Here is a 14,777-nt window from a genome sequence, read left to right on the forward strand (position 1 = left end):
CGCCCGGGTTCCGCGGCGCGGCGGCATCTCCCCTGCCGACTATGCCGCCCCGCATCCGCAGTTTAAAGCTCGCACCTCCCGCCGCTCGTTTTTTGCGATGTCATGACCGCCTCTCACAGCCTGCCCGTCCGGGTCTATTATGAGGACACGGATTTCTCCGGCGTCGTCTACCATGCCTCCTATCTGCGCTTCATGGAGCGCGGGCGCACCGAACTGATCCGCTCGCTCGGAATCGGGCAGCGCGAATTGTTCGATGGCGCGACGGCGCTGGGATTCGCGGTCCGCAGCATGGCGATCGATTTCCTCAGGCCCGCCGTGATGGACGACCTCCTGACCATCGAGACGCGATCGGTGGCAGCGCGGGGCGCGACCATGGATGTCGAGCAGCGCGTGCTGCGTGGCGAAGAGGTTCTGGTGACGGCAAAGGTCAAGGTCGCCTGCGTCGGCGGCGGGCGGGCGCGGCGGATTCCCGATGGCTTGCGGCTGCGTCTCGGGATCGAGGATTAGCGCTACGTCTGATTAGTCTTCAGGAAGAAGATCATGATGGTGAGGATATACATCAGCGAATTGCCGATGCTGAGGATCGTGGTCTTGAAGGCGGTCGCGGCGTCGATCTGGGCCGAGACGCCGTTGATTTTTTCCTGAAGCGCTGTCAGTTGCCGGCTGGCATCGGCGATCATGCCGCTTTCGAAGGCCTGCAGTTGCTGCACGATGTCGGGCTCGCCGTAGTCCTGCTGGACGATCTCCTCATAGGGCTGCATCCGCGCCTTCCATTCTTCCGGATAGAGCGTCCCGGCGACGCGGCGCATCGAGCCCTGGGCATTCAGGCGGAACAGCTTGTCGAGCGCGTAGCGCAGCTTCGCCTGGCTGTCCTGACCCGCCATCACCAGCAGCAGCGAGCCGCGATCGAGCTGGAAACGCTCGACGTCGCGGGTGAAGCTGTCGAGCTGGCGAGAGGTCTCTGTCATCTTGTCGCGCTGCTGCGTCAAGGCGGCAATCTCGGCATCGACGGAGCGCGACATCGCGAATGCGCCGATGGCCGTCAGTATCGCGGGGGAGGATAGGAGGATCGCGTTGAAGGTCGTGCGATTCCAGACGAAGCGCCGGAAAGACCGCATCAGCGGGTTCCAGAGGCCATGGCGGAAGGCGCGGGCTGCCCGGTCGAACAAGGCCATGACGACGTTCCATCTGCGCCCCTCGGGCGCCCGAGCCAAGCATGCCCGCGCCGTCGGGCGGCGTCGAGCGGCAAGCGCGCAGCGTGGCATAGTGTGTCGGTCGGCCTTGTGCCGAGGGCTGCCTTCTCCGGGCGGCTGTCGACGGCTGCACGCCTGCATGTTAGCGCTCGTCACATGAGCTGGAAACGCGACAAGCCGGAGCCGCCGCCACGCGGCTATCACCATGGCAACCTCAAGGAGGAGCTGGTGCGGGCGGCGCTGGGGCTGATCGGCGAGAAGGGCCCCAACGGCTTTACCTTCGCCGAGGCCGCGCGGGTCGCCGGCGTGAGCCCGGCTGCGCCCTACCGGCATTTCCGCGACCGCGACGACCTGCTGGCCGATGTCGCGACGCGCGGCTTCGTGGTGTTCGAGGCGGCGCTGGCGCGGGTCTGGGACCAGGGCCGGCCCGATCCGGAGACAGCTTTCCACCGGCTGGGGCGGGCCTATCTGGCTTTCGCGCATGACGAACCGGCCTATTATTCGGCGATGTTCGAGGCCGGCGTTCCGCTCGATGCCAGCCCGGAGCTGCGCGCCGCGGCCGACCGCGCCTTCAAGGGGCTGCGCGCCGCCTCCGAGGCGCTGATCGCCCTGCTGCCGGTGGGAAAGCGCCCGCCGGCGCTGATGATGGCGCTGCATGTCTGGTCGATGTCGCATGGCGTCGCCGCCCTGTTCGGGCGGGCGGATGGCGGACGCCGCCCGCTGCCGATGTCGGCGGCCGAGCTGCTGGAGGCCGGCATGCTGATCTATCTGCAGGGGCTCGGCATCGGGCGCGACGCCGGTTCGGCCATCCACGACTGACGCCCGCGATGATCGATGCTTGACAAAGCGCAGGGGCAGGACCATTTATGTAAATGTTATTTACATTCACGCTCTGTCATGGTGAGGGAACGATGCCGATCGTCGAGAAGCTCGATGAATATGGGAAGGGAGCCTGGATCGCCTTCGCGGTTCTCGGCTTCATCGTGTTCTGGCCTCTGGGTCTGGCGACCCTGGCCTTTCTTTTCTGGAGTGGACGCATGGGTTGCGGATTTGGCGGTTCCGACCGCTACGAGCACAGGATGAACCGGCTTCAAGGCAAGATGGAGCGCCTGCGCGAGCGCATGGGTGGCCGTGAGGGCGGCTTCGGCGGAGGCTTTGGCGGCGGTTGGCACCGCGGTCCGTCGAGCGGTAACCGCGCCTTCGACGAATACCGCGCGGAGACGCTGCGCCGCCTCGAGGACGAGCAGAAGGAGTTCCAGGACTTCCTGGGCCGCCTGCGCATGGCTCGCGACAAGGCGGAGTTCGACCAGTTCATGGCCGATCGCCGTGGCGACGGGCCGGCAGCCCAGCCGAGCGCCGGCTGAAAGCGCCCGCGAAGCCTGCCGCTTCCGGCGGCCCCGATATCTCCAGCGTCCGCCCCGGGAAACCGGGGCGGGCGTTTTCGTGGGATGTCAGGCCGGATTTCCCCCGCCCCTCACAGACAGGTCGGTCAGGCGCGCGCGATCCAGCCCCGCCAGGTGAAGGCAGCATAGAACATGGCGATGTCCGAAAACCCGGCATCGCGCAGAATGCGTTCGTCTTCGTGCGGATCCAGCAGGTTGAGATGCGCGTCGACCGCATCGCGTCCCCTGGCGGCTTGCTGTGGGTCGGCACCCGATGCAACCGCATAGGCGGCGTATCGCGCCAGCCAGTCGGTCCTCGACGAGGGGTCCTGCGGGAAGCTGCTATGTGCGGCCACGAACGGCGCGCCGGGCTTCATCCGGGCACGGATGGCTTGCGCGGTGCGAAGGCGCTCCGGTGCATCAAGGAAATGCAGCGTGAGCAGGCAGGTGGCTGCATCGAAGGGACCGGGCGGCGCATCGTCGATATAGCCGTGAACCAGTTCGACGCGCTCCATCAACGGCCCCAGCGTCCGGCGGGCCATGTCGAGCATAGGCTCGGCCGGATCGACGCCGACGAAGCTCCAGCCCGGGTGAGCCAGGGCAAGCGCGTTGAGTTCGAGGCCACCGCCGGCTCCCAGCACCAGCACGCGGGCTGCAGCGGGAGCGTTCTCAGCGAGCAAGATCGCCGTCATACGGTGCAGCGCGTCGAATCCCGGAACAAATCGCGGCGGACCATCGGCATAGCCGGCGATAGCCTCATGGTTTTTGAAGCTGTCGAGGACAGAGCGGGCGCCTTGCGTCGATTCAATCGTCATGGGCATGAACTTTCCGGTCGTCTTCTCAGGGCCAGACGCGCATGGAAATCGGTGCTCAGCGTCTGGAGCGTGATCCCGCCGAGTCTCGCGAGCAGGAACGCCTCGGCCTCGTGGAAGCTGTCGGCCAGTGCGGCATTGACGGCCTGTTCGACCAGGCAGGTGGGCTGTTCGCTCCGGTGGCCGATCGCGAGCAACGCAGGGTCGCCGAGCGCTTCATACACATCTCGCAAGCTGATCTCAGCCAGATCGCGGGCAAGGATCCAGCCGCCGCCATGGCCCTTCTCAGAGCGGACGTAACCGCGCTCGCGCAGGCCGGCCAGGATCCGCCGGATGACGACCGGGTTGGTCTGCATGGCGCGAGCCAAGACTTCGGATGTGACCGGGCCGGCAGATTCGGCCATGTGCAGCAGGACATGGAGGACGCCCGACAGGCGGCTGTCATTTTTCATGTAACTTATGTAGTTGCATGATGCGGGAAGGGCAAGCCCTCAGGGCGCTGCGGGTGGGCCAAAAGGTCGCTGCCGCCGGGGCGTATACCCGGCATTAACCTTGCTGGAGGCTTAACTCCATCGCGAGTATGCGTTTCGCAGGAAACCCCGTTTCGGCCCATCTTTCGCCGGATTCAAAGGCGATTGACGGGGACGGCATTTCCCCGGATCGCGGATCGGGCGGCGTCGCGGGGTCACCCGCGTCGCGTATGGCGGGGCGTTGGCCGGGAGACCGGCTCAAGCCGCCAGGGCAAAAGGATGACAGAATGAACCCCGCCGACGTCGCGCAGGCCGCGCCGCAGATCGACATGTCGTTCTGGACCCTGTTCTGGCACGCCCATATCGTCGTCAAGCTGGTCATGATGGGCCTGCTCGGCGCCTCGATCTGGTGCTGGTCGATCATCATCGACAAGACGCTGCTCTACCGGCGCACGCGCCGCGACATGGATGCCTTCGAGGAGGTGTTCTGGTCGGGGCGTTCGCTGGAGGAGCTTTATCGCGACCTCGCCGCCAAGCCCGCCAACGACATGGCAGCCGTTTTCGTCGCGGCGATGCGCGAATGGAAGCGCTCGTTCGAGAATGGCGGGCGCTCGGTCGCCAGCCTGTCGCAGCGCATCGACAAGGTGCTCGACGTCACGATCCAGCGCGAGACCGAGCGGCTCGAAAACAAGCTGCTGGTGCTGTCGACGATCGCGTCGGCCGCGCCCTTCATCGGCCTGTTCGGCACGGTCTGGGGCATCATGCATTCCTTCACCGCGATCGCGGTCTCCAAGAACTCCTCGCTCGCCGTGGTGGCGCCCGGCATCGCCGAGGCGCTGTTTGCCACCGCAATTGGCCTCTTCGCCGCGATTCCGGCACTGATGGCCTATAACAAGCTGCAGTCCGAGGTCGCCAGGGCGTCGAGCCGGCTGGAGGCCTTCGCCGACGAGTTCTCCGCGATCCTGTCGCGGCAGATCGACGAGCGGCTGGCGGCGTGAGGGGCTGAGCCATGGGCATGTCAGCAGCATCCGGCGCCAAGTCCGGGGGACGACGCGGCCGGCGCGGCCGCAAGCACGGCGCCATCGCCGAGATCAACATGACGCCGTTCATCGATGTCATGCTGGTGCTGCTGATCATCTTCATGGTCGCGGCGCCGCTGATCGCGACCGGGGTGCCGCTCGACCTGCCGCAGACCGGCGCCAAACCGATCAATGTCGACCAGAAGCCGATCACGATCGCGATCGACGGCAAGGGCCAGATCTTCCTGCAGGATCAGCCAACGCTGGAGCCGGACCTGGTCACCAAGCTGCAGGGGCTCGCGAAGCAGGGCTTCGACGAGCGCATCTATGTGCGCGGCGACCGCATGGTCGATTACGGGCGCGTCGCCTCGGTGATGTCGACGATCACCTCGGCTGGCTTCAAGCGGGTCGCGCTCGTCACCGAGCCGGCGACGAAGTGACGACGGCTATAGCGAGGGTTTTTCGGGCGTGAAGCTTTCGACCTCCGAACCGGGCATGGTGATGTCGGCGCTCGGCCACGCGACGTTCCTCGTCGCGGGGCTGTTGGCGTTTTCCTCGCCTGCGCCGTTGCCGGAGAACGAGGAGGCGATCGCGGTCGAGATGGTCGATGCGAGCGCGCTGAATCAGGTCACGCGCGGCGAGCGCAAGGCCGAGAAGGTCCAGGCGCAGCCGATCCAGCGCGCCGAGCGCCAGTCCGAGATCGTCGAGCGCAAGGAGGAAGGCGAGGCCAAGCAGGACGCGCCCGCGCCGCCGAGCCGCCCGGCCGAACTCAAGACCGCCGACGACAACGCATCCGCCCCGCTGCCGCCCTCGCGCGCCGCCAATCTGCCGAAGCCCGAGCAGAAGCCGCCGGAGCCGGTCAAGCAGCCGCCGCAGAAGACCGGCCCGAGCGCCGCCGAGATCGCCGAACAGAAGCGCGAGGAACTGGCGAAGCTGGCCGAGGAGGCCGAACTCGCCTCGAAGGCCAAGCAGGCCGAGGAGGCGGCCAAGGCCGCCGCCAAGGCGAAGACCGAGGCTGAGGCGAACGCGCGGGCCGAGGCCCAGGCCAAAGCCAAGGCGGAAGCCCTGGCCAAGGCCGAAGCGGCGGAAGCCGCGAAGGAGAAGGCTGAACTCGCCGCCAAGGCGAAGGCCGAAGCCGAGGCCAAGGCCAAGATCGCCGCCGCCGCCAAGGCCAAGCAGGAGGCAGAGGCCAAGGCCAAGCGCGAGGCGGAGATCGCCAAGAACTTCAATCCGAGCGACATCTCCAAGCTGCTGCAGTCGAAGGAACAGGCCCAGTCGACCGGCTCGGCCGCGCCGCAGGTCAACCGCACCGCGTCGCTCGGCACGGAGCGGGGGGCTTCGCAGAAGCTCAGCCCGTCGTTGCGCGGCCAGTTGATCGGCATCATCCAGGACCAGCTCATGAAGTGCTGGAATGTGCCGATCGCGCTCGCCAATGCGCGCGGTGCCGTGGTGCCGCAGGTCCGGATGAAGCTGAACACGGACGGCTCGCTCGTCGGCCAGCCGGGCGTGGTGAATTCCTCGTCCGATCCGCTTTTCGCGGTCGCTGCCAGCTCGGCCCTGACCGCCACCCGCCGCTGCGCGCCTTTGCGCATCCCGGCTCAATTCGCCGCCTATTATGACGACTGGCGCGATGTCGTCGTCAATTTCGACGCAAGGGACGTCCTGTGACCCTGATGGACCGCAATTCTCTCCCGCTTGTGACGGCCGCGCCGACGCGCCGTGGGATGCTCGCTCTTGCCGGAGCTTCGCTGCTCGCGCCTGTGGCCGCTCGTGCCGAACTCGTGATCGATCTGCGCGGCGGCTCGTTCCAGCCCTTGCCGATCGCGATCGCGGACTTTGCCGGCGAGGGCGGGGTGCTGGTCTCCGGCGTCGTCACCAACAACCTGAAGCGCTCGGGCTACTTCGCTCCGATCGACAAGGGCCGCCACCCCGAGAAAAACCCGCCCTTCGATGCCGCGCCCGAGTTCGGCGCCTGGAAGGCGGCCGGCGTGCAGGCGCTGGTGACCGGTCGCGTCTCGCGCGACGGTTCCGGCCGGATCAAGGCCGAGTTCCGGCTCTGGGACGTCACCACCGGGACGCAAACCGACGGGCAGCAATATTTCACCGACCCGAACAATGCCCGCCGCGTCGGGCACATCATCTCGGATGCGATCTTCACGAAGATCACCGGCGTCGGCGGCTTCTTCGACACACGTGTCGTCTTCGTCGACGAATCCGGGCCGAAGGAGAACCGCCGCAAGCGCCTCGCCATCATGGACCAGGACGGCGCCAATGTGCGCTACCTGACCGACGGCAGCGTCTCTGTGGTGACGCCGCGCTATTCGCCGGTGTCGCAGGAAGTGACCTACATGTCGCAGCGCATGGGCGAACAGCCGCGCGTGCATGTGCTCAACATCGAGACCGGCCAGCGCCAGATCGTCGGGAACTTCCCCGACATGACGTCCAGCCCGCGCTTTTCGCCCAACGGCGCCAGGATCGCGCTCAGCCTGCAGCAGGGCGGCAACGCCAATCTCTACTCCATCGATATCGGTTCGCGCACGACGATGCGGCTCACCTCGACGGGTGCGATCGACACCTCGCCGTCCTATTCGCCCGACGGCACTCAGATCGTCTTCGAGAGCGACCGGGGCGGCTCGCAGCAGCTTTATGTGATGAGCGCCGGGGGCGGCGAGGGCAAGCGCCTCTCCTTCGGCCAGGGCTCCTATTCGCAGCCGACATGGTCGCCGCGGGGAGATCTGATCGCCTTCACCAAGCGGGGTTCCGGCGGCTTTGCCATCGGAGTGATGCGGTCGGACGGCTCGGGCGAGCGCCTGCTGACCGAGGGCTTCCACAACGAGGCGCCGAACTGGGCGCCCAACGGCCAGTACATCATGTTCTTCCGCGATCCGGGCGGGCAGTCCGGCGGCAAGCTCTACATGGTCGATATCACCGGCCGTGTCGAAATTCCGGTGCCGACCCCGGCCTTCGCCTCGGACCCGACCTGGTCGCCACTCCTGACGGCGGCGCGCTGACAAATCTCGTCATTGCTTCGCTGCGCGCGCAATGATGCTGGACGTCCATTCCTGGCCGGGCATTCCAGACTGGGCTGACGGATGCAAATCGGTCACATCCGGCCAAAACCGGCTCTTCACAGGATTTGGTTAACCATACGCCGCAATGCCGCCACTTCGCCTTGTTCTGGCAAGGTCTCGTTTAGGTTGACGCTTCATTGATGCATGCAAGTGCATCGCAGCCCTGTTCATTCAACGTCGTCCGTGAAACGCGCCTCGCACAGATCGAACGCCCCGGAGTCCATCATGTTCGCAACCCTTTTCGCTGGCGGCCGCGCCGTCCGTTTCGCCGCTGCCATCGCCGCCTCGCTGGCGCTCGGCGCCTGCGCCAACAACCAGAACGCCGATGCAGGCTTCGGTGCCGGTGGTGCCGCGACGCCCGGCAGCGCACAGGACTTCGTCGTCAATGTCGGTGATCGCGTCTTCTTCGAGACCGACTCGACCGACCTGACCCCGACGGCTGTCGCGACGCTCGACAAGCAGTCGGCCTGGCTGCAGCGCTACCCGCGCTACACCTTCGTCGTCGAAGGCCATGCCGACGAGCGCGGCACCCGCGAATACAACTTCTCGCTCTCGGCGCGCCGCGCCCAGACCGTGCGCGACTATCTGTCGTCGCGCGGCATCCAGGGCAACCGCATGCGGATCGTCTCCTACGGCAAGGAGCGCCCGGTCGCGGTCTGCAACGACATCTCGTGCTGGTCGCAGAACCGCCGCGTCGTGACGGTGCTCGATGGTGCGGCTGCCGGGGGCGGCGTCTGACGCAGAACGCAATTTCGAGGCAAGGGCCGGCGCCTTCCTTTCGGGAAGGCGCCGGCCCTTTCATATTTTGGCCGTGGTCGTGACGTGTTATAGGCCGGCCTTCTCGCTCAACCCCGGTTTCCGATGATGCTCCGACAGTTTCGCCTCGATGCCAGGGTCCGTTCCGGCCTCGCCGCGCTTGCCCTCGGTGTGGCGGTATCCTGCCTCAGCCTGCCCGCGACGGCGCAGGATGCTGCCGATCTGGTCGTGCGGACCGCGCGGATGGAGAATCAGATCCGTCAGCTTTCGGGGCAGATCGAGCAGTTGCAGTTCGAGAACAAGCGCCTGAGCGAACAGCTTCGCAAATTCCAGGAAGACGTCGATTTCCGCCTGACCGAGCGCGGCGGTGGACGTTCGAGCGGGGCTGCCGCGCCGGGCAATGCCGCGCCTCCGGCGGGTGCCGCTCCCCGGCCGCAGCCCCAGCGCCGCGGCGATGCCTTCGATCCCAGCGTACAGCAGGGCGCGGCGGGTGCGCCGCGTCCGCTCAATGGCAGCATCGGCGCCATCCTGGAGGACGAGTTCGCCGAGGGCGGCGCGGGCCAGGGGCCGCTCGACCTGCAGGGCGTCGGACGCAACGTGCCGCAGGGCGGGCTGCCTCCGCAGACCGCTCCGCGCGGGCCCAGCGTGGCTGCCGCCAGCGGGCCGGCGAGCGCCAAGGACGCCTACGACCTCGCCTATGCCTCGATCCTGCGCAAGGAATACGAGCAGGCGGAGATGGGTTTCCGCCAGTTTCTGCAAAGCTATCCGCGCGACCGCCTCGCCATCGACGCGACCTATTGGCTGGGCGAGAGCTATCTGCAGCGCAAGCGTTACCGCGAAGCGGCCGAGCAATTCCTGAAGGTTAGCAGCGACGCCCCGAAATCGACCAAGGCGCCCGAAAGCCTGCTGCGCCTCGGCATCTCCCTGAATGGGCTCGGCGCCAGGGACCAGGCCTGCGCAACCTACGCCAAGGTCGGGGTCGAGTACCCGTCCGCGCCGAATTCGGTGCGGCAGGGTATCGAACGCGAGCGGCGGCGTTCAGGCTGCGCTTGAGCGCGGTCCCACAGACCTCCAGCGATCATCCGCCGCTCGGCAGCCGGGAGGCCGCCGCGCTGTTTGCCGGCCTCGCCCGCAAGGCGAGGCTGCTCGTCGCCGTTTCCGGTGGACCGGATTCGGTTGCCCTGCTGGCGCTGCTCGCCGAATGGGCACGGGAGCCGGGCCGGCCGGCGCTGCATGCCGCGACTGTCGATCACGGGCTGCGCGCGGCCTCCGCCGACGAGGCTGAGGGCGTTGCGCTCTTGTGCGGCAGGTTGGGAGTCCCCCATAGCATCCTGCTCTGGGAGGGCCGCAAGCCGGTGGCCGGCCTGCAGGAGCGGGCGCGCGCCGCCCGCTACGGCCTTCTCGCCCGGGAGGCCGAACGGATCGGCGGGGCGGTGCTGGTGAGCGCGCATACGCAGGACGATCAGGCCGAGACATTGCTGATGCGGATGGCGCATGGCTCCGGCCCCGGCGGGCTGGCCGCGATGCGCGAGCGGGCCGACAAGGGCGGGCTGATGCTGGTGCGGCCGCTGCTCGGTATGCCCAAGGCGCGGCTCGTCGCGACGGCCGGGGCGCTGGGTCTGCCCTTCGTCATCGATCCGAGCAATGGCGACCGGCGCTTCGAGCGGGTGCGCTGGCGCGCCCTGATGCCGGGACTTGCCGAGGAGGGCCTGAGCGCGGAGCGACTGGCGCTGCTGGCAAGGCGCATCGCCCGGCTCGACGAGGCCGTCGCGCTGCGGGCGCAGGCCCTGCTGCCGGTCTTGCTGTTGCCGGCCGGTCCGGCGCCGGTGTTGCGCCTGCAGTTCAAGGCGCTGCTGGCGGAGCCTGAGGAAATCGCCCTGCGCGTCGTCGCGCTCGCGCTGAAGGAGGTCGCCGGCGAGAGCGGCGCCGCGCTCCGGTTGGAGCGTCTCGAAGCCTGCGTCGAGACGTTGTGCGAGGCAGCACGGAACGGGGCGCCGGCGGCGCGAACCTTGTCCGGCTGTGTGGTAGCCCTCGGCTCCGACGGGGTGCTGACCTTGCGACGCGAAGGTCCGCGCCGGCGCGGCGTTCACCCTGCGACGTCATAGGAGAGCGCCGTTTTTCTGTTTCCCTTGGCAAGGGCCCCCGTCGCACCTAGATTAGTCGGGCAAACGCGTTTGAACTTGCAAACTCCTGGCCTCTTCCGGTTGGTCCGGCAGGCCCGATCGGACAGATGATGAATCCGAATTTCCGCAATTTCGCCCTCTGGGTGGTGATCTTCCTGCTGGTGCTGGCGCTCGTCACGCTGTTCCAGAGCCCGAGCCAGCGCGCCAGCACGAACGAGATTCCCTACAGCCAGCTCATCAACGAGTCCGAGGCCGGGCGCATCTCGAACGTCGTCGTGGCGGGGCAGGAGATTTCCGGCACCTTCTCGGATGGCCGCAGCTTCGTGACCTATGCGCCCTATGGCGATCCGCAGTTGCTGAAGACGCTGGCCCAGAAGGGCGTGCAGGTTTCGGCCCGCGCTCCGGCCGAGGGCACGCCCTGGTTCATGGCACTGCTGGTCAATTCGCTGCCTTTCGTCATCTTCATCGGCCTGTGGATCTTCATGTCCCGGCAGATGCAGAACGGTGCCGGCCGCGCGATGGGCTTCGGCAAGTCCAAGGCCAAGCTCCTGACCGAGGCGCATGGTCGCGTCACCTTCGAGGACGTCGCGGGCATCGACGAGGCCAAGGAAGACCTCCAGGAGATCGTCGAGTTCCTGCGCGACCCGCAGAAATTCCAGCGGCTGGGCGGGCGTATCCCGCGCGGCGTACTGCTGGTCGGCCCTCCGGGCACCGGCAAGACCCTGACGGCGCGTGCCGTTGCGGGCGAGGCCAACGTGCCGTTCTTCACCATCTCGGGTTCGGATTTCGTCGAAATGTTCGTCGGCGTCGGCGCCAGCCGTGTGCGCGACATGTTCGAGCAGGCCAAGAAGAACTCGCCCTGCATCATCTTCATCGACGAAATCGACGCCGTCGGTCGTCATCGCGGTGCCGGTCTCGGCGGCGGCAATGACGAGCGCGAGCAGACGCTGAACCAGCTCCTCGTCGAGATGGACGGCTTCGAGCCGAACGAGGGCGTGATCATCATCGCCGCGACCAACCGGCCGGACGTGCTCGATCCCGCGCTGCTGCGCCCGGGCCGCTTCGACCGCCAGATCGTTGTGCCGAATCCCGATGTCGCCGGGCGCGAGAAGATTCTCAAGGTCCATGTCCGCAAGGTGCCGATGGCGCCGGATGTCGATCTGCGCATCCTCGCCCGCGGCACGCCCGGCTTCTCCGGCGCCGATCTGATGAACCTCGTCAACGAGGCGGCGCTTCTGGCGGCCCGCCGCGGCAAGCGCATGGTCACCCATGCCGAGTTCGAGGATGCCAAGGACAAGGTCATGATGGGCGCCGAGCGCAAATCCATGGCGATGTCCGAGGAGGAGAAGAAGCTCACTGCCTATCACGAGGCCGGCCACGCGATCGTCGGCCTGTATGTTCCGGCCGGCATCCCGGTGCACAAGGCGACGATCATTCCGCGCGGCCGCGCGCTCGGCATGGTCAAGTTCCTGCCGGAAGGCGACCGCTACTCGATGAAATACAAGGAGTTCACCTCGCAGCTCGCGGTCGCCATGGGCGGACGTGTCGCGGAGGAGATGACCTTCGGCCGCGAGAACGTGACCTCGGGCGCGACCGGCGACATCCAGCAGGCGACCAAGATGGCCAAGGCCATGGTCACCCAGATGGGCTATTCCGACGAACTCGGCATGGTGGCCTATGGCGACAACCAGGAGGAGGTCTTCCTCGGCATGTCTATGGGCCGCAGCCAGAGCGTCTCCGAATCCACGGCGCAGAAGATCGATGCCGAGGTCAAGAAGCTGGTCGATACCGGCTATCAGGACGCCAAGAAGATCCTCACCGACAATCACGAGCAGTTCGTGGCGGTCGCCGAGGCCCTGCTCGAGTTCGAGACGCTGACCGGCGAGGAAATTCGCGATCTGATCGCCGGCAAGCGCCCCTCGCGCGATCTCGACGATACGCCGTCCGCGCCGCGTGGTTCTGCCGTGCCGAGCGCCGGCAAGGGCCGCAAGCGTGGCGAGCCCGATGCCGGGCTGGAGCCGCAGCCGCAGGCCTGAGGCGGGATTTTCTGGATTGATCGGGAAGGGCGCATCGCAAGGGCGCCCTTTCTGCTTTGGGGTGACCGGAGCGCTTCAGCCGAGCGCCAGCGGCGTATGCCTCGCCTCGCCACGCGATGTCCCGTCATGGATGACGAAGGTATTCCGGCCGCTCTGCTTGGCGGCGTAGAGCGCCGTGTCGGCATGGCTGGCGGCGTCGGCCAGCGTCTCCTGAGCTGTGACGAGACAGGCGCCGATACTGACCGTGACGGGCAGCGACAAGTCCTCCGCCAGCATGACGGGCATGTCGCGCACCGCCGCGATGATCTTGGCCGAGACCGAAGACAGCGAGGCGGTGCTGGCATCGTCCAGCAGCAGGATGAACTCGTCGCCGCCCCAGCGGGCGCAGATGTCGTAATTACGCAGGTGTTCGCTCAGGCGGCGGGCGACTGCGACGATGACCTTGTCGCCGGCATGATGGCCGTGGATGTCGTTGACCGGCTTGAAGTCGTCGATGTCGATCAGCAGCAGCCCTGTCGGATGCCCGGCGCGGCTGGCCCGGTTCTGCTCGGCGGCGAAGGCGCGCTCGAAACCGCGGCGGTTGAAAATACCGGTCAGCGGATCGAGATGAGCGAGGCGTTCCAGCGTCTGGGTGCGCTCCTGCACCATCTGCTCGAGGCGGTCTGTGTTGTCGCCGACGGCCTTCGCCATGTCGCCGAAGGCGCGCGAGAGCCGGCCGATCTCGTCATCGCCGGAATCGGTCGCGACCGTGTCGAAGTGCCCGGCCTGGACGCGCTGCACGCCGCCTTCCACGCGCGCCAGCCGGTCGAGCACGCGACGCTTGAACAGCAGCGTCATCAGCGCGGCCGCAGCCAGCAGCATGACGGCGAGCAGCAGTGCGATCGGGACGAAAAGGCGCCGATCGATGATCTGGTCGACATCCATCAGGGTGACGTTGAACCAGCCGAGCCTATCGAGATAGCCGACGCCGACGAGCACCTGACGGCCCTCGATCTGCATGAAGCGCGAGCGGACGAGCGCGCCGCCGGCGGTGACCTGTTCCATCATCGTGGCCAGTGCACTGCGGTCGCGCTCGCGATCAAGCTGGAGGAAGATCGTCTTCTTCGCCTTGATGTCCTTGGTCAGGCTGTGGAAATCGACCAGCTTCGGGTCACGATGCGCCTGCACGGCGCCGTTGCGGTCGACGAACATGCTCTGCACGCCGGTCTGCGGGATGTCGACAACCTCGCGGATGAACTGGCTCAGGTCGACGCCGGTGCCGACGACGCCCAGTACCTGTTCGCCGCGGCGGATGATGCAGTTGATCCAGACCTTGGTGACCTTGAGGTTGTCGTCGTGATCGACATTGAGATGGCAGCCGGAACCGAGCGCCGCCGTCTTGTAGTACCAGCCGTCCCGGGGATTGGTGCGGGAGAGGACGTAGCGCCTGCGGCCGTGCTCGTAATTGTTGTCCTTGTCGTTGAAATAGTAATTGCCCGAGCCGTCGAGCACCACGAAATAGCTCTGGTCCTTGAAGGAGAGCCGGTAGTGCTCGAGTTCGGCCAGGCCGCGCTCGGCCTTGCCCGGATCAGCCTCGTCCTGCGCCCATTCCAGGATGGCCGGGGAGCGCGCCACCGTCTCGGCCAGCGAGACCTCGCGCATCAGCGATTCCAGGCCGCGATAGCGGTCGAACAGAATCTGCTTTTCGGCGAAGAGCGTGCCGAGCTTCACCACCGTGCTGTCAACGAGCCAGATGAAGACGCCGGCCGTCGGCAGCGCGACTGCGATCAGGATAGCCAGGGTCCAGCCCAGCACCCGGGCCCGGAGGCCCCGGGGCAGCAGCGCGGCTCCCGCGACGAATCTCATCGGTACGACGTCTCCTCGGGCCGGCCGCTGCGAAACGCTGCGAGCCGGCAGCGCTGGAATCCTGTCGGCA

15 protein-coding genes are annotated in these 14,777 nt (G+C 67.0%); 11 read left to right on the forward strand and 4 right to left on the reverse strand.

The window, feature by feature from the left end; genetic code table 11:
• The first annotated feature begins 102 nt into the window (after positions 1 to 102).
• The gene (gene ybgC, locus C8D03_RS14390) at positions 103 to 507 is read left to right on the forward strand and encodes a tol-pal system-associated acyl-CoA thioesterase (protein ID WP_108047091.1); all 405 of its coding nucleotides are present in this window, start codon (positions 103 to 105) and stop codon (positions 505 to 507) included.
• 2 nt (positions 508 to 509) lie between these two features.
• On the opposite strand, the gene C8D03_RS26470 is transcribed toward ybgC, so the two are convergent.
• On the reverse strand, positions 510 to 1,175 hold the full coding sequence (locus C8D03_RS26470; protein WP_181300978.1) for a hypothetical protein: 666 nt from the start codon (positions 1,173 to 1,175) through the stop codon (positions 510 to 512).
• Between the two features lie 174 nt (positions 1,176 to 1,349).
• Between C8D03_RS26470 and C8D03_RS14400 the strand changes: the two genes are divergently transcribed.
• Together C8D03_RS14400 and C8D03_RS14405 are read left to right on the forward strand one after the other, a co-directional pair.
• Positions 1,350 to 2,012, forward strand: coding sequence for a TetR/AcrR family transcriptional regulator (locus C8D03_RS14400; RefSeq protein WP_108047093.1), 663 nt, complete (start codon positions 1,350 to 1,352; stop codon positions 2,010 to 2,012).
• 92 nt (positions 2,013 to 2,104) lie between these two features.
• Complete coding sequence (locus C8D03_RS14405; protein WP_108047095.1) at positions 2,105 to 2,557, forward strand: DUF2852 domain-containing protein; 453 nt, start codon at positions 2,105 to 2,107, stop codon at positions 2,555 to 2,557.
• A 125-nt stretch (positions 2,558 to 2,682) separates the two neighbouring features.
• Here C8D03_RS14405 and C8D03_RS14410 read toward each other — a convergent pair whose 3' ends face one another.
• Positions 2,683 to 3,396: a class I SAM-dependent methyltransferase gene (locus C8D03_RS14410; RefSeq protein ID WP_348981702.1), complete on the reverse strand. Its 714-nt coding sequence runs from the start codon at positions 3,394 to 3,396 to the stop codon at positions 2,683 to 2,685.
• Positions 3,387 to 3,839, reverse strand: a complete 453-nt coding sequence (locus tag C8D03_RS14415) for an Rrf2 family transcriptional regulator (protein WP_108047099.1) — start codon at positions 3,837 to 3,839, stop codon at positions 3,387 to 3,389. The genes C8D03_RS14410 and C8D03_RS14415 overlap by 10 nt, the downstream gene beginning before the upstream one ends.
• A 305-nt stretch (positions 3,840 to 4,144) precedes the next feature.
• Between C8D03_RS14415 and tolQ the strand changes: the two genes are divergently transcribed.
• The 8 genes from tolQ to ftsH all read left to right on the forward strand — a co-directional run bounded on the left by tolQ (position 4,145) and on the right by ftsH (position 12,862).
• Positions 4,145 to 4,855, forward strand: a complete 711-nt coding sequence (tolQ, locus tag C8D03_RS14420) for a protein TolQ (RefSeq protein WP_108047101.1) — start codon at positions 4,145 to 4,147, stop codon at positions 4,853 to 4,855.
• A gap of 11 nt (positions 4,856 to 4,866) precedes the next feature.
• Entirely contained in the window at positions 4,867 to 5,316 is a 450-nt protein-coding gene (locus tag C8D03_RS14425) for an ExbD/TolR family protein (protein WP_108047103.1), read from the forward strand.
• Between the two features lie 28 nt (positions 5,317 to 5,344).
• Positions 5,345 to 6,544 carry a cell envelope integrity protein TolA gene (tolA, locus tag C8D03_RS14430; RefSeq protein ID WP_108047105.1) on the forward strand — a complete coding sequence of 400 codons (1,200 nt, stop codon included), beginning with the start codon at positions 5,345 to 5,347 and terminating at the stop codon, positions 6,542 to 6,544.
• Between the two features lie 56 nt (positions 6,545 to 6,600).
• Positions 6,601 to 7,887 (forward strand): Tol-Pal system beta propeller repeat protein TolB, encoded by a 1,287-nt coding sequence (gene tolB / locus C8D03_RS14435; RefSeq protein WP_248308472.1) that lies wholly within the window; start codon positions 6,601 to 6,603, stop codon positions 7,885 to 7,887.
• Between the two features lie 285 nt (positions 7,888 to 8,172).
• Positions 8,173 to 8,685, forward strand: a complete 513-nt coding sequence (pal, locus tag C8D03_RS14440; RefSeq protein WP_108047107.1) for a peptidoglycan-associated lipoprotein Pal — start codon at positions 8,173 to 8,175, stop codon at positions 8,683 to 8,685.
• Between the two features lie 126 nt (positions 8,686 to 8,811).
• The gene (ybgF, locus tag C8D03_RS14445; protein ID WP_108051660.1) at positions 8,812 to 9,756 is read left to right on the forward strand and encodes a tol-pal system protein YbgF; all 945 of its coding nucleotides are present in this window, start codon (positions 8,812 to 8,814) and stop codon (positions 9,754 to 9,756) included.
• Positions 9,753 to 10,808 (forward strand): tRNA lysidine(34) synthetase TilS, encoded by a 1,056-nt coding sequence (tilS, locus tag C8D03_RS14450; RefSeq protein WP_181300979.1) that lies wholly within the window; start codon positions 9,753 to 9,755, stop codon positions 10,806 to 10,808. Before ybgF ends, tilS begins: the two co-directional genes overlap by 4 nt.
• 128 nt (positions 10,809 to 10,936) lie before the next feature.
• Positions 10,937 to 12,862 (forward strand): ATP-dependent zinc metalloprotease FtsH, encoded by a 1,926-nt coding sequence (gene ftsH / locus C8D03_RS14455; RefSeq protein WP_108051662.1) that lies wholly within the window; start codon positions 10,937 to 10,939, stop codon positions 12,860 to 12,862.
• A 75-nt stretch (positions 12,863 to 12,937) separates the two neighbouring features.
• Here ftsH and C8D03_RS14460 read toward each other — a convergent pair whose 3' ends face one another.
• Positions 12,938 to 14,707 (reverse strand): sensor domain-containing diguanylate cyclase, encoded by a 1,770-nt coding sequence (locus tag C8D03_RS14460; RefSeq protein WP_108047111.1) that lies wholly within the window; start codon positions 14,705 to 14,707, stop codon positions 12,938 to 12,940.
• Between the last annotated feature and the right edge of the window lie 70 nt (positions 14,708 to 14,777).

The organism is Bosea sp. 124 (assembly GCF_003046175.1).
In the GTDB taxonomy this organism is placed as follows: Bacteria; Pseudomonadota; Alphaproteobacteria; order Rhizobiales; family Beijerinckiaceae; genus Allobosea.